The sequence below is a fragment of the Bacillus sp. 204(2023) genome (assembly GCF_037027505.1).
Taxonomy (GTDB): Bacteria; Bacillota; Bacilli; order Bacillales; family Bacillaceae; genus Bacillus; species Bacillus subtilis.
Map to the genome: position 1 here is coordinate 24,844 of NZ_JAXCHE010000015.1, position 24,172 is coordinate 49,015.

Consider the following 24,172-nt stretch of genomic DNA (forward strand, 5'->3'; position numbering starts at 1 on the left):
ACTTTTTCATCAGGAGGTCCCTTGTATGGCTTTGCATTATTATTGTCGTCATTGCGGAGTGAAAGTAGGCAGTCTCGAATCTTCAATGGTATCGACAGACTTACTTGGATTTCAGCACTTAACAAATGAGGAAAGAAACGATATGATTTCTTATAAAGAAAATGGAGATGTCCATGTTTTGACGATATGTGAAGATTGCCAAGAGGCGCTTGACCGAAATCCGCATTACCACGAATATCACACATTTATTCAATAAAAAGCTTTGGTGTAGACACTAGACCAAAGCGTTTTTCTGTTCTCACAGGAAACAGAGAGGAGGGGCCATATGGACAACATTCAAACCTTTATAAAAGAAAGCGATGACTTTAAATCCATCATCAACGGTTTACACGAGGGCCTGAAGGAACAGCTGCTCGCCGGTCTGTCGGGTTCCGCGCGTTCTGTTTTTACTTCTGCTCTGGCTAATGAAACGAATAAGCCTATCTTTTTAATCACCCATAACTTATATCAAGCCCAGAAAGTAACAGATGATCTGACTTCACTTCTAGAGGATCGGTCTGTCCTTTTGTACCCCGTCAATGAACTCATTTCATCAGAAATCGCAGTTGCAAGCCCTGAATTGCGGGCACAGCGATTAGATGTCATTAATAGACTAACGAATGGAGAAGCGCCAATTGTCGTTGCTCCGGTAGCTGCAATCAGAAGAATGCTGCCGCCTGTAGAGGTGTGGAAAAGCAGCCAGATGCTCATTCAGGTAGGCCATGATATCGAACCTGACCAGCTTGCCTCACGGCTGGTAGAGGTAGGGTATGAGCGGTCTGATATGGTTTCTGCGCCTGGGGAATTCAGTATTCGCGGGGGAATCATTGACATTTATCCGCTGACTTCAGAGAATCCGGTGAGAATTGAACTTTTTGACACCGAGGTGGATTCAATCCGCAGCTTTAATTCAAATGATCAGCGGTCAATTGAGACCCTTACCTCGATCAATATCGGTCCCGCGAAGGAATTAATTATCAGACCGGAAGAAAAAGCGCGGGCGATGGAGAAAATCGATAGTGGTCTTGCCGCGAGCTTGAAAAAATTAAAGGCTGACAAACAAAAAGAAATACTTCATGCGAATATTTCTCACGATAAAGAACGCTTGTCTGAAGGCCAGACAGATCAGGAGCTCGTGAAGTATCTCTCATATTTCTATGAAAAGCCTGCTAGTTTACTAGATTATACACCTGATAATACACTTCTGATTTTGGATGAAGTCAGTCGGATTCATGAGATGGAAGAACAGCTTCAAAAAGAAGAAGCGGAGTTTATCACAAATCTTCTTGAGGAAGGGAAGATTTTGCATGACATTCGTTTGTCATTCAGCTTCCAAAAAATAGTGGCTGAGCAAAAACGGCCTCTGTTGTACTACTCTTTATTTTTGCGGCATGTACACCATACGAGCCCGCAAAATATCGTCAATGTGTCAGGCCGGCAAATGCAGAGTTTCCATGGCCAAATGAACGTGCTTGCGGGCGAAATGGAGCGTTTTAAAAAATCAAATTTCACTGTTGTGTTCTTAGGAGCAAACAAGGAACGTACACAGAAATTGTCATCTGTTTTGGCTGATTATGATATCGAGGCTGCCATGACAGACAGCAAAAAAGCGCTTGTTCAGGGACAGGTCTATATCATGGAAGGCGAGCTCCAATCGGGATTTGAGCTGCCGTTAATGAAGCTTGCCGTTATTACGGAAGAAGAACTGTTCAAAAACCGTGTAAAAAAGAAGCCGCGAAAACAGAAGCTTACCAATGCAGAGCGCATCAAAAGCTATTCTGAGCTTCAAATTGGAGATTATGTCGTTCATATTAATCACGGGATCGGAAAATACCTGGGGATTGAAACTCTTGAAATCAACGGCATTCATAAAGACTATTTAAATATACATTATCAGGGCAGTGACAAGCTTTACGTTCCTGTAGAACAAATTGATCAGGTCCAAAAATATGTCGGCTCCGAAGGAAAAGAGCCAAAGTTGTATAAATTAGGCGGAAGTGAATGGAAGCGGGTCAAGAAAAAAGTAGAGACATCCGTTCAGGATATTGCTGACGACTTAATTAAGCTGTATGCCGAAAGAGAAGCGAGCAAGGGCTATGCGTTTTCTCCTGACCATGAGATGCAGCGTGAATTCGAATCGGCTTTCCCTTATCAAGAGACTGATGATCAGCTCCGTTCGATTCACGAAATCAAAAAAGACATGGAAAGAGAACGTCCGATGGACCGCTTGCTATGCGGAGATGTGGGCTACGGTAAAACAGAGGTTGCCATACGTGCAGCGTTTAAGGCGATCGGTGACGGAAAGCAGGTAGCTCTGCTCGTTCCGACAACAATTTTGGCGCAGCAGCACTATGAAACCATAAAAGAGCGCTTCCAGGACTATCCGATTAATATCGGACTTCTCAGCAGGTTCAGAACGAGAAAAGAAGCAAACGAAACAATTAAAGGGCTGAAAAACGGAACAGTTGATATCGTCATCGGGACGCATCGGCTGCTATCAAAGGATGTCGTGTATAAAGATTTAGGGCTCCTCATCATTGATGAAGAGCAGCGTTTCGGTGTAACCCATAAAGAAAAGATCAAGCAAATAAAAGCCAATGTTGATGTATTAACGTTAACAGCAACGCCGATTCCGCGTACGCTGCATATGTCTATGCTTGGCGTAAGGGACCTTTCAGTCATCGAGACTCCGCCGGAAAATCGCTTCCCTGTACAGACGTATGTTGTGGAATATAACGGCGCTCTTGTCAGAGAGGCGATTGAACGTGAGCTTGCACGCGGAGGCCAGGTCTATTTCTTGTACAACCGGGTAGAGGACATTGAGCGGAAAGCGGATGAAATTTCAATGCTAGTCCCTGACGCGAAGGTAGCATATGCGCATGGGAAAATGACAGAAAATGAATTAGAAACCGTTATGCTAAGTTTCCTTGAAGGAGAATCAGACGTTCTCGTCAGCACAACCATTATCGAAACTGGCGTGGACATCCCGAACGTCAATACGCTGATCGTATTTGACGCCGACAAGATGGGACTTTCTCAGCTTTACCAGTTGCGGGGGCGTGTCGGCCGTTCTAACCGTGTGGCGTATGCGTACTTCACGTATCGCCGGGATAAAGTGCTGACAGAAGTGGCTGAAAAAAGGCTGCAGGCTATTAAAGAATTCACAGAGCTAGGTTCCGGTTTTAAAATCGCAATGCGTGACTTAACGATTCGCGGAGCCGGGAATCTTCTTGGTGCCCAGCAGCATGGCTTCATCGATTCGGTCGGATTTGACCTCTATTCACAAATGCTGAAGGAGGCCATTGAGGAGCGTAAAGGAGACACAGCGAAGACAGAGCAGTTTGAAACAGAAATTGATGTCGAGCTTGATGCGTATATTCCGGAAACTTATATTCAAGACGGCAAACAGAAAATTGATATGTATAAACGCTTCAGGTCTGTGGCGACAATCGAAGAGAAGAATGAGCTTCAAGATGAAATGATCGACCGCTTTGGAAACTATCCAAAAGAAGTCGAATACTTGTTTACTGTTGCAGAAATGAAAGTCTATGCGAGACAGGAACGTGTCGAGCTGATTAAGCAGGATAAAGATGCTGTCAGATTGACGATTTCTGAAGAAGCAAGTGCTGCAATTGACGGGCAGAAGCTGTTTGAGCTTGGCAATCAATATGGCAGACAAATCGGACTGGGAATGGAAGGGAAAAAACTCAAAATCTCCATACAGACGAAAGGCCGTAGTGCTGATGAATGGCTCGACACCGTGCTGGGCATGCTGAAGGGCTTAAAAGATGTGAAAAAGCAAACCATTTCATCAACGTAAATTTTGTTACTCTCTGGTGTATATTACATTTGATGTGACGGATACTAATTTCAAGCGAGGCGGAAGGTACATAAAGTAACTGCTTTAGGTCTTTCCCACATGTATATACCATCAAATGAAAGAGAGGCACCAGAGATGAAAGCAACCGGTATCGTACGTCGTATTGATGACTTAGGTCGGGTCGTGATTCCTAAAGAAATTCGAAGAACTCTGAGAATCAGGGAAGGCGATCCGCTTGAGATTTTTGTAGATCGTGACGGAGAAGTGATTTTGAAAAAGTACTCTCCGATCAGTGAGCTTGGAGACTTTGCAAAGGAGTATGCAGACGCGCTTTACGACAGCCTCGGCCATTCAGTGCTGATTTGTGATCGTGATGTATATATTGCCGTGTCCGGCAGCTCCAAAAAAGATTACTTAAACAAGTCAATCAGCGAAATGCTGGAAAGAACAATGGATCAGCGCAGCTCCGTGCTTGAGAGTGATGCGAAATCAGTACAGCTTGTGAATGGAATTGATGAGGACATGAATTCTTATACTGTCGGCCCAATTGTGGCGAACGGTGATCCGATAGGTGCTGTGGTGATCTTTTCAAAAGATCAGACAATGGGCGAAGTAGAGCATAAAGCCGTTGAAACAGCAGCTGGATTTTTGGCTCGTCAAATGGAACAGTAGGTCTTATTCCTTTCTTCGAAAATAGGTATGTAAAGAACAGCTCTCCTTGGGACGCTGTTCTTTTTCATGCGTGCCGAAAAAGGAATCCAAGGGTTGGGATGTGGTATAATAACCTCGTTTTTATTTGTGCCGCGGTAATACGTGAACCGTATTGCCCCTGACGTTGGGAAGGAGCTTTTGGATGGACGATTCAATAGGCGTTAAACGGCATTGGATTTGGCAGGGGGCTTTTGTTTTAATTCTGGCAGGCGTCATCACAAAAATTTTAAGCGCTGTTTACAGAGTCCCGTTTCAAAACATTGTCGGCGATGTTGGATTTTATATATATCAGCAGGTATATCCCTTTCTTGGTATTGCGGTCATGCTGTCCACATCAGGATTTCCAGTCATTATTTCAAAGCTGATGAATGATTATAGTGTAAAAAATCATCACACCATATTAAAAATAACAGCGTTATTTTTGTCTTTAATCGGTATTTTATTATTTCTTTGTTTATATCTGGGTGCTGTTCCTATTGCACTCTTTATGGGGGATTCGCATCTAGCCGTGTTAATTCAAGTGACCGCATGCGCGTTTCTGCTGTTCCCATTTGTCGCGTTGCTTAGAGGCGGTTTTCAGGGGCGGCACGAAATGCTCCCTTCAGCCTTATCACAGATGACAGAGCAGTTTCTGCGTGTTGCGGTGCTCTTGGGTTTATCATTTTGGCTCGTGAAAAAGGGAGCCTCGCTTTATACTGCGGGAGCGGCAGCCGCTTCAGGCTCTCTTGCCGGAAGTTTGGTTGCATTGATGATACTGGGGTTTTTTTGGTTCAAAACGAAAAGAGACAACCAAACGGATAAGCAAAACGAAAATGTCATCACAACAAAAGAATTGACGAAAAAACTGCTTTTATATTCGGTTACAATTTGTGTAAGCAGTTTGCTGCTTTTGTTTATCCAGCTTGTTGATGCTTTGAATTTATATGCATTGCTTTCGGGTGGTGAGGCAAGCGAAGAAGCAAAACGCCTAAAGGGGATCTATGATCGAGGACAACCCTTGTTGCAGCTCGGCTCAGTTTTTGCCGTAAGCATTGCGACGTCACTCGTTCCGTATATTTCTATGGCTGTAAAAAACAAAGAGCTGAAGATCATGAAAGAAAAAATCACGTCATCTTTGAAACTATGCCTTGTGCTCGGTACAGGCGCATCGGCTGGGTTGATTTGCATTCTAAAGCCGGTAAATATCATGCTGTTTCAAAATGGAGAAGGGACAGGTGCGTTACAAGTATTTAGCTGCTCCATTTTGTTTGCATCCTTGGCGGTAACGGCAGCGGCCGTCTTACAGGGAGCGGGATACACAGTTTTTCCTGCGATAGCGGTGGGCGCGGGTGTTGCAGTGAAATGGGTGTTAAACACACTTTTGGTTCCGCGCTATGGGATTGAAGGCGCATCGCTTGCGACAGCGGCTTCCTTTGCGGCTGTCGCCGGCCTTAACTTGTATCAGCTTCGGCAAAAGGAATGGCTCGATAAGCTTAGAGGCATTTTGATTCCGATTATTGGATCTGCTCTTTTGATGTCAGCTGTTTTGCTTGCGTATACGCGTCTATGGACTTTCTTGTTTCCTGCAACAGGAAGAGGAGCGGCTGTGATTGAGAGCCTTTCTGCTGTTGCCATTGGTGGCGCGGTGTTTATTTATTGTATGATGAGATTGGGAATATTTACAGATGAAGAGCTGAACAGTGTGCCATTCGGCAGCAAGTTAAGCAAATTCATGAGAAGGAGAGAACAAAATGGCGGGTAAAATTACAGTCGTGGGACTTGGTGCCGGAGACATGGACCAGTTGACAATTGGTATACACAAGCTGCTGATGAAGGCAGATACGCTGTATGTCAGAACCAAGGATCATCCTTTAATTGAGGAGCTTGAAAAAGAAACGAAGAACATCCGTTTCTTTGATGATATATATGAGAAACATGATCAGTTCGAGGCGGTATATGAAGAAATTGCAGATATCCTCTTTGAAGCGGCGCGGCGTGAGGACGTGGTTTATGCTGTGCCGGGACACCCTTTTGTCGCAGAAAAAACAGTTCAGCTGCTGACGGAGCGGCAGGAAAAGGAAAACGTTCAAGTGAAAGTCGCGGGGGGACAAAGTTTCCTTGATGCCACGTTCAATGCCTTGCAAATTGACCCGATTGAAGGTTTTCAATTTGTGGATGCCGGCACATTGTCTGCGGATGAGCTTGAGCTCAGACATCATCTGATCATATGTCAGGTTTACGACCAAATGACGGCCTCTGAAGTCAAGCTGACATTGATGGAGAAGCTGCCTGATGATTATGAGGTCGTCATTGTGACTGCAGCAGGCAGCCGTGGCGAGGAGATCAGGACAGTGCCATTATTTGAGCTGGACCGCAATGTCGCCTTGAACAACTTAACAAGTGTGTATATTCCGCCGATTAAAGAAGAGAAGCTGCTTTATCACGAATTCTCCACGTTCCGAAGCATCATCAGAGAGCTTCGCGGACCTAATGGATGTCCGTGGGATAAAAAGCAGACGCATCAGTCATTAAAGCAGTACATGATTGAAGAATGTTATGAGCTTCTCGAAGCTATTGACGAAGAAGACACAGACCATATGATCGAAGAGCTTGGCGACGTTTTGCTTCAGGTCTTGCTTCACGCGCAAATTGGTGAAGATGAAGGTTATTTCACAATTGATGATGTCATAAAAGGAATCAGTGAAAAAATGGTCCGAAGACATCCCCATGTGTTTAAAGATGTTAAGGTTCAGGATGAAAACGATGTTTTGGCCAATTGGGAAGATATAAAAAAGGCCGAAAAAAATACATCTGAATCCTCGTTACTAGACAGCGTACCGAAAACCCTTCCAGCTCTTTCGAAAGCTGCTAAATTGCAGAAAAAAGCAGCGAAGGTCGGTTTTGACTGGGAAGACGTCAGCGATATTTGGGAAAAGGTAAGTGAGGAAATGAAGGAATTTTCTTCTGAGGTTTCTGAAGCTCCTCACAAACACAATCTTAAAGCTGAGTTTGGCGACATTTTGTTCGCGCTGGTGAATGTAGCCCGCTTCTACAAAATAGAGCCAGAGGAAGCGCTGACCATGACTAATGACAAATTCCGGAGACGGTTCTCGTACATTGAGGAAACAGCGATGGAAAAGGGAGTCGAGCTGGCTGATATGTCCCTTGAGGACATGGACAAACTGTGGAATGAAGCAAAAGAAACTGAGAGGAGATCATAGATATGAGATTAGATAAATTTTTGAAAGTATCACGGCTGATCAAACGGCGTACACTAGCGAAGGAAGTAGCTGACCAAGGACGAATCTCTATTAACGGAAACCAAGCTAAAGCAAGCTCTGACGTAAAACCGGGAGATGAACTAACGGTCCGCTTCGGCCAAAAGCTTGTAACGGTTCAAGTTAATGAATTGAAAGACACGACGAAAAAAGAAGAAGCTGCAAACATGTACACGATTCTAAAAGAAGAAAAACTCGGCGAATAGGCTTGTTCTAAAAAAATCCCCCACCTCATACAATGCAGTAATAATGCTAAAAGTATCGAGGATATGGGGGCTGAATAGATGAATTCATATTATGATCAAAAAGGTTCTTCGTCTGTTCCGGAACAGCATGATGTGACAATGAAAGGCCGGAAGCATTTAGATATTTCTGGGGTTAAGCATGTGGAGAGTTTTGATAACGAAGAATTCCTGCTGGAAACGGTGATGGGAATGCTCTCCGTCAGAGGCCAAAACCTGCAGATGAAAAATCTTGATGTGGAAAAAGGGATTGTTTCGATTAAAGGCAGGGTATTTGATTTAGTGTACTTAGACGAACAACAAGGGGATAAAGCTAAAGGGTTTTTTAGCAAGTTGTTTAAATGACGCTGACGACACAATTCTATACAATGCTGGCGATGTCCGGTATGGGTCTCTGGCTTGGTGCTTCGCTTGATACATACCGGCTCTTTGTCATTCGTGCCAAAACAGCCAGATGGCTATTATTTATTCATGATATTCTTTTCTGGATTGTGCAAGGGCTGCTTTTCTTTTATGTCTTGCTTCATGTAAATGAGGGAGAATTCAGGATTTACATCTTTTTAGCGGTTCTGCTGGGCGTTGCGACGTATCAGAGCCTTTGCAAACGAATCTATATAAAAATACTGAAATTCTTCATTTACCTTGTTGTTTCTGTTTATCAATTCTTCAAAAAACTCATTCAGCACGTGTTATTTCGTCCTATTGTATGGACATGCGGAGCGATCATCTGGCTGGCGGCATTTTTATTCAAGAAAACATACAGCCTGATAGGTTTTCTCCTGCTGTGTCTATATAAAATAGTCATGGTCCTGTGTTTTCCGATCCGTTTTATCGCGAAACAATGTTTGAAACTTCTTCCTGTGAAAATGCGTCTAACTTTTAGACGTTATTTTGAAAAAGGTGCAGGATTTCTCAAAAAGAAGAAGAAACTATTGATAACCATAAGAACGACCATTACACGGTTTTTGAAGAAATGAAAGGAGGACCGTCTGGTTTGAATTTTTCCAGGGAACGAACGATAACTGAAATTCAAAACGACTATAAAGAACAAGTAGAACGGCAAAATCAGCTGAAGAAACGAAGACGCAAAGGGCTGTACAGACGGTTAACTGTATTCGGCGCCCTAGTATTCCTGACGGCAATTGTGCTGGCAAGCTCTGTCTGGTCCCAAACATCTTCCCTTAGTGCAAAAGAAGAAAAGAAAGAACAGCTTGAAAAAGAACTGAAAAGTTTAAAGACAAAACAAACGGATTTAAAAGAAGAAATATCCAAATTGAAGGATGAGGATTACGTCACAGAGCTTGCCAGAAGGGACTTATTCATGTCTGGAGACGGAGAAATTATCTTCAATGTGGAGAAGAAGAGCAAGTAGCCTTGTTGACACTTAAATTTTTATTTAGGTATAATTAAGCAAACGATCTTTTTATAAGCCTAAGGAGGAGCACTTTTTTTATGTCGATTGAAGTTGGCAGCAAGTTGCAAGGGAAAATTACAGGTATTACAAATTTTGGAGCATTTGTTGAATTGCCTGGAGGCTCAACCGGTCTCGTTCACATTAGTGAGGTAGCTGATAATTATGTCAAAGACATTAACGACCACTTAAAAGTCGGCGACCAAGTTGAAGTGAAAGTCATCAACGTTGAAAAAGACGGGAAAATTGGTTTATCTATTAAAAAAGCTAAAGACCGTCCGCAAGCCAGACCTAGAAATGATTTCCGTCCGAAAGAATCTTTTGAACAGAAAATGAATAAGTTTTTAAAAGACAGCGAAGATCGCTTGTCATCTTTAAAACGCAATACGGAATCAAAACGTGGAGGGCGCGGAGCAAGAAGAGGATAACTTGCTGCTTTCTATAAAATAAATGAAGCATCCGTTCATCCCGACGGATGCTTTTTTATTATCCTCATCCTCTTTAAGAGTCAGAAAATTACAACATTAAAGTTTCTGTTGACGAAAGAGACAAACCTTTGTATTATATAACTTGTGCTTAGAAGCACAAAACAATATGGCGGTGTAGCTCAGCTGGCTAGAGCGTACGGTTCATACCCGTGAGGTCGGGGGTTCGATCCCCTCCGCCGCTACCATATTTGTTTGGCCCGTTGGTCAAGCGGTTAAGACACCGCCCTTTCACGGCGGTAACACGGGTTCGAATCCCGTACGGGTCATCCTAAAAAATCGGTTTCTCTTGCAGAAGCCGATTTTTTTCATTTTTAGACAACATTCCGGAAATTCTTTTCATAAACGAATATCAAGGCAGAAACCGTCGAAGATTTCTTTGGTATTGTTACCTTCTTTTGACAAAATCCTATCTGTGCTTTCGCTATAATGACAGGCAACGAATATAACAGGTGGGAGATGAGAGGAATGGAAAAAGCAGAAAGAAGAGTGAACGGGCCAATGGCGGGACAAGCTTTGGAAAAACTCCAATCGTTTTTTAACAGGGGCACGAAGCTGGTGACTCATCATTTGCATTCACTGTTTTTCTATAAAGGATTCATTTATGTTGTCATCGGATTTTTGCTTGGACGGGCTTTCATATTATCCGAGGTGCTTCCTTTCGCACTTCCTTTCTTTGGAGCGATGCTTCTTATCAGAAGAGACAAAGCGTTTTATGCGATTTTGGCTGTGCTTGCAGGTGCGCTGACCATATCTCCAAAGCACTCAGTGCTCATACTGGCGGCATTGCTGGCATTCTTCGTATTTTCTAAAGTGGCTGCCTTCATTACCGACGATCGTGTAAAAGCACTCCCGATTGTCGTGTTCTTCTCGATGGCTGCAGCAAGAGCCGGGTTTGTTTATGCCCAAAATGGCGTATTTACAACCTATGATTATGTAATGGCTATCGTTGAGGCTGGACTGTCGTTTATCTTAACACTGATTTTCCTTCAGAGCCTTCCGATTTTTACTGTGAAAAAAGTGAAACAATCATTAAAAATAGAGGAAATCATTTGCTTTATGATTCTTATTGCCTCTGTTTTAACGGGGCTGGCCGGCTTGTCCTACCAAGGGATGCAGGCAGAACATATATTGGCTCGTTATGTTGTATTGAGTTTTTCCTTTATTGGCGGAGCAAGCATCGGCTGTACGGTTGGTGTTGTGACCGGCCTGATTCTTGGCTTGGCGAATATCGGAAACCTATATCAAATGAGTCTGCTTGCTTTTTCCGGTTTATTGGGCGGTTTACTGAAGGAAGGAAAAAAAGCGGGTGCAGCAATCGGTCTTATCGTTGGTTCACTTCTTATATCATTATATGGTGAAGGCTCTGCCGGTCTGATGACAACGCTCTATGAGTCATTAATCGCAGTCGGCCTGTTTTTGCTCACACCTCAATCTATTACAAGGAAAGTGGCGAGATATATTCCGGGAACTGTCGAGCATCTTCAAGAGCAACAGCAATACGCTAGAAAAATCCGTGATGTCACTGCTCAGAAGGTAGACCAGTTCTCCAATGTATTTCACGCGCTGTCTGAAAGCTTTGCAACCTTTTACCAAGCATCAGACGAACAGACAGATGACAGTGAAGTTGATCTGTTCTTAAGCAAAATCACGGAGCATTCCTGCCAGACGTGCTACAAGAAAAACAGGTGCTGGGTACAGAACTTTGATAAAACATATGATTTAATGAAACAAGTTATGCTTGAAACAGAGGAAAAAGAATATGCATCAAACCGAAGGCTGAAAAAAGAGTTTCAACAGTATTGTTCTAAATCCAAGCAGGTTGAAGAGCTGATTGAGGATGAGCTCGCACATCATCATGCCCATTTGACACTCAAGAAAAAAGTCCAAGACAGCAGGCGCCTTGTTGCTGAACAGCTTTTAGGCGTTTCTGAGGTTATGGCCGACTTTTCTCGGGAAATAAAAAGAGAGCGAGAACAGCACTTTCTGCAGGAAGAGCAAATCATAGAAGCGCTTCAGCATTTCGGAATTGAGATTCAGCATGTCGAGATCTATAGTCTTGAACAAGGAAATATCGATATTGAAATGACCATTCCGTTCAGCGGACATGGAGAAAGTGAAAAAATCATTGCCCCTATGCTGTCTGACATTCTGGAAGAACAAATTCTTGTGAAAGCCGAACAGCACTCTCCGCATCCGAATGGATACAGCCATGTCGCCTTTGGATCAACAAAATCATACAGGGTGTCCACGGGAGCTGCTCACGCTGCGAAGGGCGGCGGTCTTGTCTCCGGCGACAGCTACAGCATGATGGAGCTTGGAGCCAGAAAATATGCTGCAGCAATCAGTGACGGAATGGGCAATGGCGCAAGAGCGCACTTTGAAAGCAATGAAACGATCAAGCTTCTTGAAAAAATCCTTGAATCGGGCATTGATGAAAAAATAGCAATTAAAACGATCAACAGCATACTGTCTCTAAGGACAACTGACGAAATATATTCCACGCTTGACCTGTCTATTATCGATCTTCAAGATGCCAGCTGTAAGTTTTTGAAGGTTGGATCGACGCCCAGCTTTATCAAACGGGGTGACCAGGTCATGAAAGTTCAAGCGAGCAATCTGCCAATCGGTATTATTAATGAATTCGATGTGGAGGTTGTGAGTGAACAGCTGAAAGCGGGTGACCTCTTAATTATGATGAGTGATGGCATTTTTGAGGGGCCTAAGCATGTGGAAAATCACGACTTATGGATGAAGCGTAAAATGAAAGGGTTGAAAACAAATGACCCGCAGGAGATTGCCGATTTGCTTATGGAAGAAGTCATCCGCACAAGATCCGGCCAAATTGAGGATGATATGACTGTTGTTGTCGTCCGGATTGATCACAATACACCGAAGTGGGCATCCATTCCTGTTCCGGCAATCTTTCAAAACAAACAAGAAATTTCATAACGCTTCCGTATAAATCAAATTTCTTCTGGCGAAGATGGGAATATATGAATCTGAGAATCCTCGTATTCTCCAGGAGGAATGAATGTGAATAACGGACATTTAAATCAAATTTTGCTGATAACGGATGGCTGCTCGAACCATGGGGAAGACCCGCTTGCGATGGCTGCTTTTGCTAAAGAGCAGGGGATTACGGTAAATGTCATTGGTATAATGGAAGAAAATCAAATTGACCCTGAGGCAATGAAGGAAGTCGAAGGGATTGCACTTGCCGGAGGAGGCGTGCACCAAGTCGTTTATGCATCTCAGCTTTCACAAACTGTTCAAATGGTAACAAAAAAAGCGATGACGCAAACCTTACAAGGCGTAGTCAATCAAGAACTGAAACAGATTCTCGGAAAGAATGTGGAAATGGAAGAGCTTTCTCCGGAAAAACGCGGCGAAGTCATGGAAGTGGTAGACGAGCTTGGAGAAACGGTGCATCTTCAGGTTTTGGTTCTTGTTGATACAAGTGCAAGTATGGCGCCAAAGCTTCCAACAGTAAAAGAGGCGCTGATTGATTTGTCTGTAAGCCTCAATTCCCGAATCGGGAATAACGAATTTGCGATGTGTATATTTCCCGGGAAAAAACAAGAGGTCGAGCTTGTGCTGAACTGGACACCGAAGCTGCAATCTCTTTCCACACTCTTTGCAAAGCTTTCGACAGGCGGCATCACGCCGACAGGTCCGGCGATTCGTGAAGCGACACTGCAGTTTGAAAAAATACGCTCAAGAAGGGGCATGCTGGCTGATGATGAACGACGCTTTGACGAGTTTGGCATGTAGCCTCAAGCCGGGTACGACAATCAAAGGCAAGTGGAATGGAAACACTTATACATTGCGTAAACAGCTTGGTAAAGGGGCCAATGGAATTGTGTATTTGGCAGAAGCATCAGATGGACATGTTGCCTTAAAGGTGAGTGATGACAGCCTGTCTATTACTTCTGAAGTGAATGTCTTGAAATCTTTCTCAAAGGCCCAGTCCGTTACGATGGGGCCTTCTTTTTTTGATACGGATGATGCCTATATTCCCAGTGCCAATACGAAAGTTTCATTTTATGCAATGGAATACATAAAAGGGCCGCTGCTTTTGAAGTATGTCAGTGATAAAGGAGCAGAGTGGATACCTGTATTAATGATTCAGCTGTTATCCAGCTTATCGGTGCTTCACCAGCAAGGATGGATATTCGGCGATCTTAAACCTGATAATCTGATCGTAACTGGTCCGCCCGCAAGGATCCGCTGCATTGATGTGGGCGGCACGACAAAGGAAGGCCGGGCGATAAAAGAGTATACGGAGTTTTATGACAGAGGCTATTGGGGGTATGGAACAAGAAAGGCAGAGCCATCCTATGATCTGTTCGCAGTTGCCATGATTATAATCAACAGTGTGCATAAAAAAGAATTTAAGAAAACGAACCAGCCCAAAGAACAGCTTAGGTCTCTCATCGAAGGAAACCCGCTGCTTCAAAAGTATAAAAAAGTGCTTTTTTCAGCCTTGAACGGAGATTATCAATCCGCAGATGAAATGAAAAAGGATATGCTAGACGCGGGGCAAAAAGCAGCACAAAGAAAACAGCCTATAAAAGCATCACCGCAGCCTGCCACACGACAAAGACAGCAAATACCGCGCCAAGGAAAAATAACGAAGACGCGATATACCCCAAAACAGAAACCGGCTAAGTCGGGGGGGTTATTTGAAACAACGCTTATCGTGATCAGTGTTTTAGCGCTTTATTTCGCCTATATTATCTTTTTCTTAATCTGAATGGCGCAAACTGCAGAGCCTATGCTTCTTCTTTGCTTGGAGGGGTTGAAAGTGTTAGGATATGAATATCTTTAAAATACCTGCTCATTGTGAGGAGGACATTGTGAAAAGTGTCAAAGATTTTTTAAACAAACACAATCTTACGTTAAAAGGGGCGACAATCATTGTAGGCGTTTCCGGCGGTCCGGACTCAATGGCTCTTCTTCACGCGTTGCATACGTTATGCGGCCGTTCAGCGAATGTTATTGCAGCTCACGTTGACCATCGGTTCAGAGGTGCGGAATCCGAGGAGGACATGCGTTTTGTCCAAGCTTATTGTAAAGCTGAACAGCTCGTGTGCGAAACGGCTCAAATCAATGTAACCGCATATGCACAGGAAAAAGGACTCAATAAGCAGGCTGCAGCACGCGATTGCCGCTACCGGTTTTTTGAGGAAATCATGTCGAAGCACCAAGCGGACTATCTGGCGCTTGCGCATCATGGTGATGACCAGGTTGAAACAATGCTTATGAAACTGGCTAAGGGTACGCTTGGAACGGGACTTGCGGGAATGCAGCCGGTTAGACGTTTTGGGACGGGGCGGATCATCAGGCCGTTCTTAACCATTACAAAGGAAGAGATCCTTCACTATTGCCGTGAAAACGGCTTGAGCTACCAGATGGATGAAAGTAACGCCAAAGATGACTACACAAGAAACAGATTTAGAAAAACAGTGCTCCCGTTTTTGAAGCAGGAATCTCCGGATGTGCATAAAAGATTTCAGAAAGTGAGTGAAGCACTGACGGAAGATGAGCAATTCTTACAGTCATTAACGAAAGATGAAATGAATAAAGTAATCACAAGCCAGTCTAATACATCAGTTGAAATCAATTCCTCTCAATTGCTTGCCCTCCCGATGCCTTTACAAAGAAGAGGAGTTCAACTAATATTAAACTATCTTTATGAAAACGTTCCATCATCCTTTTCAGCCCATCACATTCAGCAGTTTCTCGATTGGGCGGAAAATGGCAGTCCTTCAGGAGTACTGGACTTTCCGAAAGGACTGAAGGTGGTCAAATCATATCAGACATGTTTGTTTACATTTGAACAATGGCAGTGCAAAAATGTTCCCTTTGAATACCAAATTAGCGGAGCTTCTGATGAAACGGCAGTGCTCCCTAATGGATATCTGATAGAGGCAAGGCATTATGCGGACTCGCCTGAAGAGCATGGGAATGCTGTTTTTATCACAAGTGAAAAAAAGGTGCGGTTTCCCTTAACAATCCGGACGAGAAAAGCTGGAGACCGGATCAAACTAAAAGGGATGAACGGCTCAAAAAAGGTAAAGGATATATTTATTGATAAGAAACTGCCTCTCCAAGAAAGAGACAACTGGCCGATTGTGACGGACGCAAGCGGTGAAATTATCTGGATACCTGGCTTGAAAAAATCAATTTTTGAAGATCTTGTGATTCCAAACAGCGACCGCATTGTATTACAATATAGACAGCATGAAAAGTGTAGGGGGCAAGCAAAATCATGATGAAACATGATATCGAGAAAGTACTGATCTCAGAGGAAGAGATACAAAAGAAAGTAAAAGAGTTAGGTGCAGAATTAACGAGCGAGTATCAAGATACATTTCCGTTGGCAATCGGTGTGTTAAAAGGAGCACTTCCTTTTATGGCGGATCTTATCAAGCATATTGATACATATTTGGAAATGGATTTCATGGATGTATCAAGCTACGGAAATTCTACGGTTTCTTCTGGAGAAGTCAAAATCATTAAAGATTTGGATACATCTGTAGAGGGCCGGGACATCTTAATTATTGAAGATATCATCGACAGTGGGTTAACCTTAAGTTATCTCGTAGAGCTCTTCCGATACCGTAAAGCAAAATCAATTAAGATTGTTACCCTTTTGGATAAACCGAGCGGAAGAAAAGCGGACATCAAAGCAGACTTTGTCGGTTTTGAAGTTCCTGACGCGTTTGTAGTGGGTTACGGACTTGATTATGCTGAGCGCTATCGCAATCTGCCTTATATCGGAGTGTTAAAACCGGCAGTTTATGAAAGCTGATCGGCAGCCTGCTTCCGAGATGGTTATTGTTTGTATTGGAATGATTTTCTATGGTACTATTGAACATAGTTGTGCTTACTGTGGGAGGAGGTAAGGAATGAATCGGGTCTTCCGTAATACCATTTTTTATTTACTTATTTTATTAGTAGTAATCGGGGTTGTGAGCTACTTCCAGACCTCAAATCCGAAAACAGAAAATATGTCGTACAGTACGTTCATCAAAAACCTGGATGACGGGAAAGTTGATAGCGTATCGGTTCAGCCTGTCAGAGGTGTTTATGAGGTAAAAGGGCAGCTGAAAAACTACGACAAAGATCAATACTTTTTGACTCATGTTCCTGAAGGAAAGGGAGCAGACCAGATATTTAACGCTTTGAAAAAGACAGACGTAAAGGTTGAGCCCGCTCAAGAAACAAGCGGATGGGTGACGTTCCTGACGACCATCATCCCATTTGTCATTATCTTTATTCTGTTTTTCTTCCTGCTCAATCAGGCTCAAGGCGGCGGCAGCCGTGTCATGAACTTTGGCAAGAGTAAAGCGAAGCTGTATACAGAGGAAAAGAAACGCGTCAAATTTAAAGACGTTGCAGGGGCTGACGAAGAAAAGCAAGAACTTGTTGAAGTTGTTGAGTTTCTGAAAGATCCCCGCAAGTTTGCCGAGCTTGGCGCCAGAATACCGAAAGGCGTGCTTTTAGTCGGGCCTCCGGGTACCGGTAAAACATTGCTTGCCAAGGCTTGTGCAGGAGAAGCCGGCGTACCTTTCTTCAGCATCAGCGGATCTGATTTCGTTGAAATGTTTGTAGGGGTCGGTGCTTCCCGTGTGCGTGACTTGTTTGAAAATGCGAAAAAGAATGCGCCTTGTTTGATCTTCATTGATGAAATTGACGCAGTCGGACGTCAGCGTGGCGCTGGTCTCGGCGGTGGACACGATGAACGTGAACAGACGCTAAACCAATTGCTTGTTGAAATGGACGGATTCAGCGCTAATGAAGGAATTATCATCATTGCTGCGACGAACCGTGCGGACATCTTGGACCCAGCCTTACTTCGTCCGGGACGTTTTGACCGTCAAATCACAGTGGACCGCCCAGATGTCATTGGCCGTGAAGCTGTATTGAAAGTCCATGCGAGAAACAAACCGCTGGATGAAACGGTTAACCTAAAATCAATTGCCATGAGAACACCAGGCTTCTCAGGCGCTGACTTAGAAAACCTCTTGAATGAAGCTGCGCTTGTAGCGGCTCGTCAAAACAAGAAAAAAATCGATGCGCGTGATATTGACGAAGCGACGGACCGTGTAATTGCCGGACCCGCTAAGAAGAGCCGCGTTATCTCCAAGAAAGAACGCAATATCGTGGCTTATCACGAAGGCGGACACACCGTTATCGGTCTCGTTTTAGATGAGGCAGATATGGTTCATAAAGTAACGATTGTTCCTCGGGGCCAGGCTGGCGGTTATGCTGTTATGCTGCCAAGAGAAGACCGTTATTTCCAAACAAAGCCGGAGCTGCTTGATAAAATTGTCGGCCTCTTGGGCGGACGTGTTGCTGAAGAGATTATCTTCGGTGAAGTCAGCACAGGGGCGCACAATGACTTCCAGCGTGCGACGAATATTGCAAGACGAATGGTTACAGAATTCGGTATGTCAGAAAAACTGGGACCGTTGCAATTTGGACAGTCTCAGGGCGGTCAGGTATTCTTAGGCCGTGATTTCAACAACGAACAGAACTACAGTGATCAAATCGCTTACGAAATTGATCAGGAAATTCAGCGCATCATCAAAGAATGTTATGAGCGTGCGAAACAAATCCTGACTGAAAATCGTGACAAGCTTGAATTGATTGCCCAAACGCTTCTGAAAGTTGAAACGCTTGACGCTGAACAAATCAAACACCTTATCGATCATGGAACATTACCTGAGCGTAATTTCTCAGATGATGAAAAGAACGATGATGTGAAAGTAAACATTCTGACAAAAACAGAAGAAAAGAAAGACGATACGAAAGAGTAATTCGCTTTCTTTCTAAAAAAACTGCCGGCTGACGCTGGCAGTTTTTTTATGTAAATTATGGGCTCAGGTGCGGCTTTTGCAATCATCCAATTCTGGTATCGATTTGTTTACAAATGAGCCGCTGATCGTGTATGGTATTGTAGAATGTTTGTAAAAAGTAAAGTAGAGAAACTATTCAAAAGTGGTGATAGAGGTTGTTACTGGTTATCGATGTGGGGAACACCAATACTGTACTTGGTGTATATCATGATGGAAAATTAGAATATCACTGGCGTATAGAAACAAGCAGGCATAAAACAGAAGATGAGTTTGGGATGATTTTGCGCTCCTTATTTGATCACTCCGGGCTTATGTTTGAACAGATAGATGGCATTATTATTTCGTCAGTAGTGCCGCCAATCATGTTTGCGTTAGAAAGAATGTGCACAAAATACTTTCATATCGAGCCTCAAATTGTTGGTCCAGGTATGAAAACCGGTTTAAATATAAAATATGACAATCCGAAAGAAGTGGGGGCAGACAGAATCGTAAATGCTGTCGCTGCGATACACTTATACGGCAATCCATTAATTGTTGTCGATTTCGGAACCGCCACAACGTACTGCTATATTGATGAAAACAAACAATACATGGGCGGGGCGATTGCCCCTGGGATTACAATTTCGACAGAGGCGCTTTACTCGCGTGCAGCAAAGCTTCCGCGTATCGAAATCACCCGGCCCGACAATATTATCGGAAAAAACACTGTTAGCGCGATGCAATCTGGAATTTTATTTGGCTATGTCGGCCAAGTGGAAGGAATCGTTAAGCGAATGAAATGGCAGGCAAAACAGGAACCAAAGGTCATTGCGACAGGAGGCCTGGCGCCGCTCATTGCGAACGAATCAGATTGTATAGACATCGTTGATCCATTCTTAACCCTAAAAGGGCTGGAATTGATTTATGAAAGAAACCGCGTAGGAAGTGTATAGGAGGTTTAGTAATGGATTATTTAGTAAAAGCACTTGCGTATGACGGAAAAGTTCGGGCTTATGCTGCGAGAACGACTGATATGGTAAATGAGGGACAAAGACGCCATGGTACGTGGCCGACAGCATCCGCTGCACTGGGCCGTACAATGACAGCTTCACTTATGCTCGGCGCTATGCTGAAGGGCGATGATAAGCTGACCGTGAAAATCGAGGGCGGAGGTCCGATCGGAGCTATTGTAGCTGATGCCAATGCCAAAGGAGAAGTCAGAGCCTATGTCTCTAACCCGCAAGTTCATTTTGATTTAAATGAACAAGGTAAGCTTGATGTCAGACGTGCGGTTGGAACAAACGGAACGTTAAGTGTCGTAAAAGATTTAGGTTTGCGCGAGTTCTTCACAGGACAAGTAGAAATCGTTTCAGGAGAATTAGGAGATGATTTTACTTACTATCTTGTGTCATCTGAGCAGGTTCCTTCATCAGTGGGCGTAGGTGTGCTCGTAAATCCTGACAATACCATTCTTGCGGCAGGGGGCTTTATTATTCAGCTGATGCCGGGAACAGATGATGAAACAATCACAAAAATTGAACAGCGTCTATCTCAAGTAGAGCCGATTTCTAAGCTCATCCAAAAAGGGCTGACACCAGAAGAAATTTTAGAAGAAGTCCTAGGCGAGAAACCTGAGATTTTGGAAACGATGCCTGTCAGATTCCATTGCCCTTGTTCAAAAGAACGGTTCGAAACAGCCATTTTAGGACTAGGCAAAAAAGAAATTCAAGATATGATAGAAGAAGATGGACAAGCCGAAGCAGTATGCCATTTTTGTAATGAAAAGTACTTATTTACAAAAGAAGAGCTGGAAGGGCTTCGTGACCAAACTACCCGCTAAGCTCTTTAGCGGGTTTTTAATTTGAGAAAAGGGGCTGAAAGCAGGTTTGAAATCAAGAACAATCTGGACCATTATTTTAGGGGCGCTGTTGGTTTGCTGTATTGCTGTTGCATATACGCTGACGAAATCCCAAGCCGGCGCATCGTCATCCGGTGAGTCTATTGCGACTATCGGGGGCAAGAGTGTGACAAGAGAAGAATGGCTGAAAGAAATGGAAGATCAGTATGGTAAGTCAACGCTTGAAGATATGATCAATGTCCGAGTTGTTGAGCAGCTGGCTAAAAAGAACAACCTTAAAATATCCAAAAGCGAAGTTGATCGTGAGTTTTTGCTGATTAAAGCGGTCAATAATTCCTTTTACGAAGATGAACATACGACGGAGAAAGAGTGGAAAGACCAAATTCGTTATAATATCCTCCTTGAGGAATTGTTAACAAGGGATATCGATATCTCAAACAAAGAATTGGAATCATTCTATCATAAAAATAAGGAACTATATCAGTTTGATGATTCGTATCGAATTCGGCATATTGTTGTAAAAGATGAAGAAGAAGCGAGAGAAGTCCTGAAAGAACTGAAGGGCGGATCAAGCTTTGAAGCTGTCGCTGCCGAAAGATCCACTGACAGATATACATCACCATACGGCGGAGATTTAGGTTTTGTCACAGAGGCATCAGACAACATTCCGTCAGCATACATTGAAGAGGCGAAAATACTCAAAGAGGATGAATGGTCTCAGGAACCAATAAAGGTCAGCAACGGATATGCCATTATCCAGCTGAAAGAAAAACTAAAGGCAAGAACGTTCTCATTTGATGAAGTAAAGGACCAGATCAGACGGCAAATCGCAATGGATCAGCTAGGCGATAAAGCGACAGTTAAGACACTTTGGAAAGAAGCCGATGTATCTTGGTTTTATGGGGAAAAAAGTACTAAGTGATTGACAAAAAATTTTGAAATTGATAGATTATATACATAATACCAATACAAATAGTCGGAAATTGAGGTGTCGAGAATGGTACGTGTAGCAAACTCCATTACTGAATTAATTGGGAATACGCCAATCGTTAAATTAAATCGCCTTGCAGATGAAAACAGTGCGGATGTATATCTAAAACTTGAATACATGAACCCTGGAAGCAGTGTAAAAGACCGTATCGGTTTAGCCATGATTGAAGCGGCTGAAAAAGAAGGAAAATTAAAAGCCGGTGATACAATCATTGAACCGACAAGCGGAAATACTGGAATCGGACTTGCAATGGTTGCTGCTGCTAAGGGATTAAAAGCCATTTTGGTTATGCCTGATACAATGAGCATGGAGCGCCGCAACCTTCTTCGCGCATACGGTGCTGAGCTTGTGCTGACTCCTGGTGCGGAAGGCATGAAAGGCGCCATTAAGAAAGCTGAAGAGCTTGCTGAAAAGCACGGATATTTTGTGCCGCAGCAGTTTAACAACCCTTCTAACCCAGAAATTCACCGCCAAACAACGGGTAAAGAAATCGTTGAGCAATTCGGTGATGACCAGCTTGACGCATTTGTAGCCGGAATCGGAACGGGTGGAACGATTACGGGAGCGGGCGAAGTGCTGAAGGAAGCATATCCTTCCATCAAGATTTACGCTGTTGAACCGTCAGATTCCCCAGTGCTTTCAGGAGGAAAACCAGGCCCCCACAAAATTCAGGGAATCGGAGCTGGATTCGTGCCGGACATCTTAAACACTGAAGTATATGATGAAATCTTCCCTGTGAAGAATGAAGAAGCATTCGAATATGCCCGCAGAGCTGCACGTGAAGAAGGAATTCTCGGAGGCATCTCATCAGGTGCGGCAATTTATGCTGCTCTTCAAGTAGCAAAAAAACTCGGAAAAGGCAAAAAAGTATTGGCCATCATTCCAAGTAACGGCGAACGTTATCTAAGCACGCCGCTGTATCAATTCGATTAAAAAAAGCCAAAACTCCCGGTCCGCCGGGAGTTTTTTTATATTTCGTGCATCAAATATGCCATGTCTGCGACGAATGTTATTCTTGGAAGAGAAATTCACTTTTTTCACTAACAACATTGCTTTACAATTAAAAACAAGTAAAAAAGAAAATAGAGGAATGATACAAATGGCACAACGCAGACCGGCAGGCAAAAAAGTACCTTTTCAAAAAGACTCATTCTTACAACAATTTGAGAAACTTGCGCAATCCCGAAAACATCATGTACTTCTCGAAAGTGCAAGAGGCGGCAGATATAGTATAGCCGGTCTTGATCCAATTGCGACTGTGAAAGGAAAAGACGGAATAACTACAATTAAGCATGGTGATGAGATGCTGTTTAAAGAAGGTGATCCATTACGGGCCTTCCACAGCTGGTTTAAAACGCTGGAAACAGAAACGAATCATGAGTTCCCTGACTTTCAAGGCGGGGCAATCGGGTTTCTCAGCTATGATTACGCACGGTACATTGAAAATTTTAAAATGCTCTCATTAGATGATCTAGAAACACCAGATATTTATTTTCTTGTTTTTGATGATATAGCAGTTTATGACCATCAAGAAGAGTCTCTATGGCTGATTACTCATGTTAATGGTTCTGATCAGGAAACAGCGGATGTGAAGCTATCTGAGTTAGAGCAGATGTGGCTGACTGAGCTTCCCGCTGTCTCTTCGCGAGAGATGAACCCTGAAACAGATGGTTCTTTCGCGGCGCCATTTACCGAGGATGGGTTCTCACAAGCTGTAGAGAAAATCAAACAATACATTGCCAGCGGAGATGTGTTTCAAGTCAATCTATCAATAAGGCAGTCACAGTCACTGTCTGCCCACCCATATCAAATTTACAAAACCTTGAGAGAAGTAAATCCTTCTCCTTATATGGCGTATTTAGAAACACCTGATTTCCAAATCATTTGCGGATCGCCTGAACTGCTTGTCAGCAAAAAGGGCAAGCTATTAGAGACGAGACCGATTGCGGGCACCCGTTCCAGAGGGAAAACAAATGAAGAAGACGAGGCGCTTGCAAACGAATTGATACACAATGAAAAAGAACGCGCGGAACATGTCATGCTGGTTGATCTTGAGCGAAATGATCTGGGAAGAGTATCACGGTACGGGTCTGTGCGCGTAAATGAATTCATGGCAATTGAAAAATACTCGCATGTGATGCACATTGTGTCTAATGTCCAAGGTGAACTGCAGGATGGGTATGATGCTGTAGATATTATTCATGCTGTGTTTCCCGGAGGAACCATTACTGGTGCACCGAAAGTAAGAACGATGGAAATTATAGAAGAACTTGAGCCGACACGCCGAGGGCTTTATACTGGATCTATAGGATGGTTTGGATATAATCACGATCTGCAGTTTAATATCGTCATTCGAACCATTTATGCAATCGGAGGGCAGGCATTTATGCAGTCCGGCGCAGGAGTTGTGATTGATTCTGTTCCGAAGCACGAATACAAGGAATCATTCAAAAAAGCTTTTGCGATGCAAAGAGCATTAGAGCTGAGCAAAGAAGAGACAAAAATTAGATGA

At 43.5% G+C, this 24,172-nt stretch carries 21 protein-coding genes and 2 tRNA genes; all 23 read left to right on the forward strand.

Annotated features, from left to right (window positions below; all coding sequences use genetic code 11):
- The first annotated feature begins 25 nt into the window (after positions 1–25).
- Positions 26–256, forward strand: a complete 231-nt coding sequence (gene fin / locus WA279_RS20345; RefSeq protein WP_336156450.1) for an anti-sigma-F factor Fin — start codon at positions 26–28, stop codon at positions 254–256.
- Positions 257–325: 69 nt separating this feature from the next.
- Positions 326–3,859 (forward strand): transcription-repair coupling factor, encoded by a 3,534-nt coding sequence (gene mfd / locus WA279_RS20350; protein ID WP_336156452.1) that lies wholly within the window; start codon positions 326–328, stop codon positions 3,857–3,859.
- A gap of 135 nt (positions 3,860–3,994) precedes the next feature.
- Positions 3,995–4,531: a stage V sporulation protein T gene (gene spoVT / locus WA279_RS20355; RefSeq protein WP_003218365.1), complete on the forward strand. Its 537-nt coding sequence runs from the start codon at positions 3,995–3,997 to the stop codon at positions 4,529–4,531.
- A gap of 181 nt (positions 4,532–4,712) precedes the next feature.
- A complete protein-coding gene (locus tag WA279_RS20360; RefSeq protein WP_336156454.1) occupies positions 4,713–6,311 on the forward strand; it encodes a putative polysaccharide biosynthesis protein in 1,599 nt (532 codons plus the stop codon).
- Positions 6,301–7,770, forward strand: a complete 1,470-nt coding sequence (mazG, locus tag WA279_RS20365; RefSeq protein WP_336156456.1) for a nucleoside triphosphate pyrophosphohydrolase — start codon at positions 6,301–6,303, stop codon at positions 7,768–7,770. Before WA279_RS20360 ends, mazG begins: the two co-directional genes overlap by 11 nt.
- Positions 7,771–7,772: 2 nt before the next feature.
- Entirely contained in the window at positions 7,773–8,033 is a 261-nt protein-coding gene (locus tag WA279_RS20370) for an RNA-binding S4 domain-containing protein (RefSeq protein WP_003226716.1), read from the forward strand.
- Positions 8,034–8,111: 78 nt separating this feature from the next.
- The gene (gene yabP, locus WA279_RS20375; RefSeq protein ID WP_003226714.1) at positions 8,112–8,414 is read left to right on the forward strand and encodes a sporulation protein YabP; all 303 of its coding nucleotides are present in this window, start codon (positions 8,112–8,114) and stop codon (positions 8,412–8,414) included.
- Positions 8,411–9,046 carry a spore cortex biosynthesis protein YabQ gene (gene yabQ, locus WA279_RS20380; RefSeq protein ID WP_021479720.1) on the forward strand — a complete coding sequence of 212 codons (636 nt, stop codon included), beginning with the start codon at positions 8,411–8,413 and terminating at the stop codon, positions 9,044–9,046. The genes yabP and yabQ overlap by 4 nt, the downstream gene beginning before the upstream one ends.
- A 17-nt stretch (positions 9,047–9,063) precedes the next feature.
- Positions 9,064–9,441, forward strand: coding sequence for a cell division protein DivIC (gene divIC / locus WA279_RS20385; RefSeq protein WP_003243211.1), 378 nt, complete (start codon positions 9,064–9,066; stop codon positions 9,439–9,441).
- A gap of 80 nt (positions 9,442–9,521) precedes the next feature.
- Positions 9,522–9,908: a S1 domain-containing RNA-binding protein gene (locus WA279_RS20390; protein WP_003218379.1), complete on the forward strand. Its 387-nt coding sequence runs from the start codon at positions 9,522–9,524 to the stop codon at positions 9,906–9,908.
- Between the two features lie 168 nt (positions 9,909–10,076).
- Positions 10,077–10,153, forward strand: a tRNA-Met gene (locus tag WA279_RS20395).
- A 9-nt stretch (positions 10,154–10,162) separates the two neighbouring features.
- Positions 10,163–10,234 (forward strand) — tRNA-Glu (locus tag WA279_RS20400).
- 199 nt (positions 10,235–10,433) lie between these two features.
- Positions 10,434–12,917 carry a stage II sporulation protein E gene (spoIIE, locus tag WA279_RS20405; RefSeq protein WP_336156458.1) on the forward strand — a complete coding sequence of 828 codons (2,484 nt, stop codon included), beginning with the start codon at positions 10,434–10,436 and terminating at the stop codon, positions 12,915–12,917.
- An 84-nt stretch (positions 12,918–13,001) separates the two neighbouring features.
- Positions 13,002–13,739 carry a VWA domain-containing protein gene (locus WA279_RS20410; RefSeq protein ID WP_003243782.1) on the forward strand — a complete coding sequence of 246 codons (738 nt, stop codon included), beginning with the start codon at positions 13,002–13,004 and terminating at the stop codon, positions 13,737–13,739.
- The gene (gene prkT, locus WA279_RS20415) at positions 13,705–14,721 is read left to right on the forward strand and encodes a serine/threonine protein kinase PrkT (RefSeq protein WP_336156460.1); all 1,017 of its coding nucleotides are present in this window, start codon (positions 13,705–13,707) and stop codon (positions 14,719–14,721) included. The genes WA279_RS20410 and prkT overlap by 35 nt, the downstream gene beginning before the upstream one ends.
- 103 nt (positions 14,722–14,824) lie before the next feature.
- A complete protein-coding gene (gene tilS / locus WA279_RS20420) occupies positions 14,825–16,243 on the forward strand; it encodes a tRNA lysidine(34) synthetase TilS (RefSeq protein WP_336156463.1) in 1,419 nt (472 codons plus the stop codon).
- Positions 16,240–16,782 carry a hypoxanthine phosphoribosyltransferase gene (gene hpt / locus WA279_RS20425; protein ID WP_003226700.1) on the forward strand — a complete coding sequence of 181 codons (543 nt, stop codon included), beginning with the start codon at positions 16,240–16,242 and terminating at the stop codon, positions 16,780–16,782. Before tilS ends, hpt begins: the two co-directional genes overlap by 4 nt.
- A 97-nt stretch (positions 16,783–16,879) precedes the next feature.
- Positions 16,880–18,793, forward strand: a complete 1,914-nt coding sequence (ftsH, locus tag WA279_RS20430) for an ATP-dependent zinc metalloprotease FtsH (RefSeq protein WP_003243881.1) — start codon at positions 16,880–16,882, stop codon at positions 18,791–18,793.
- Positions 18,794–18,987: 194 nt separating this feature from the next.
- A complete protein-coding gene (locus WA279_RS20435; RefSeq protein WP_010886388.1) occupies positions 18,988–19,764 on the forward strand; it encodes a type III pantothenate kinase in 777 nt (258 codons plus the stop codon).
- An 11-nt stretch (positions 19,765–19,775) separates the two neighbouring features.
- The gene (gene hslO / locus WA279_RS20440; protein ID WP_003226695.1) at positions 19,776–20,651 is read left to right on the forward strand and encodes a redox-regulated molecular chaperone HslO; all 876 of its coding nucleotides are present in this window, start codon (positions 19,776–19,778) and stop codon (positions 20,649–20,651) included.
- A gap of 46 nt (positions 20,652–20,697) precedes the next feature.
- Positions 20,698–21,591: a peptidyl-prolyl cis-trans isomerase gene (locus WA279_RS20445; protein WP_336156466.1), complete on the forward strand. Its 894-nt coding sequence runs from the start codon at positions 20,698–20,700 to the stop codon at positions 21,589–21,591.
- Between the two features lie 75 nt (positions 21,592–21,666).
- A complete protein-coding gene (cysK, locus tag WA279_RS20450) occupies positions 21,667–22,593 on the forward strand; it encodes a cysteine synthase A (RefSeq protein WP_003218399.1) in 927 nt (308 codons plus the stop codon).
- A 166-nt stretch (positions 22,594–22,759) separates the two neighbouring features.
- A complete protein-coding gene (locus WA279_RS20455) occupies positions 22,760–24,172 on the forward strand; it encodes an anthranilate synthase component I family protein (protein WP_336156468.1) in 1,413 nt (470 codons plus the stop codon).

Bases quoted from the DNA above. Each gene is read 5' to 3' on its own strand.
- fin (WP_336156450.1), top strand. From the start codon at position 26: ATGGCTTTGCATTATTATTGTCGTCATTGCGGAGTGAAAGTAGGCAGT.
- mfd (WP_336156452.1), top strand. From the start codon at position 326: ATGGACAACATTCAAACCTTTATAAAAGAAAGCGATGACTTTAAATCC.
- spoVT (WP_003218365.1), top strand. From the start codon at position 3,995: ATGAAAGCAACCGGTATCGTACGTCGTATTGATGACTTAGGTCGGGTC.
- WA279_RS20360 (WP_336156454.1), top strand. From the start codon at position 4,713: ATGGACGATTCAATAGGCGTTAAACGGCATTGGATTTGGCAGGGGGCT.
- mazG (WP_336156456.1), top strand. From the start codon at position 6,301: ATGGCGGGTAAAATTACAGTCGTGGGACTTGGTGCCGGAGACATGGAC.
- WA279_RS20370 (WP_003226716.1), top strand. From the start codon at position 7,773: ATGAGATTAGATAAATTTTTGAAAGTATCACGGCTGATCAAACGGCGT.
- yabP (WP_003226714.1), top strand. From the start codon at position 8,112: ATGAATTCATATTATGATCAAAAAGGTTCTTCGTCTGTTCCGGAACAG.
- yabQ (WP_021479720.1), top strand. From the start codon at position 8,411: ATGACGCTGACGACACAATTCTATACAATGCTGGCGATGTCCGGTATG.
- WA279_RS20390 (WP_003218379.1), top strand. From the start codon at position 9,522: ATGTCGATTGAAGTTGGCAGCAAGTTGCAAGGGAAAATTACAGGTATT.
- spoIIE (WP_336156458.1), top strand. From the start codon at position 10,434: ATGGAAAAAGCAGAAAGAAGAGTGAACGGGCCAATGGCGGGACAAGCT.
- prkT (WP_336156460.1), top strand. From the start codon at position 13,705: ATGATGAACGACGCTTTGACGAGTTTGGCATGTAGCCTCAAGCCGGGT.
- hpt (WP_003226700.1), top strand. From the start codon at position 16,240: ATGATGAAACATGATATCGAGAAAGTACTGATCTCAGAGGAAGAGATA.
- ftsH (WP_003243881.1), top strand. From the start codon at position 16,880: ATGAATCGGGTCTTCCGTAATACCATTTTTTATTTACTTATTTTATTA.
- hslO (WP_003226695.1), top strand. From the start codon at position 19,776: ATGGATTATTTAGTAAAAGCACTTGCGTATGACGGAAAAGTTCGGGCT.
- cysK (WP_003218399.1), top strand. From the start codon at position 21,667: ATGGTACGTGTAGCAAACTCCATTACTGAATTAATTGGGAATACGCCA.
- WA279_RS20455 (WP_336156468.1), top strand. From the start codon at position 22,760: ATGGCACAACGCAGACCGGCAGGCAAAAAAGTACCTTTTCAAAAAGAC.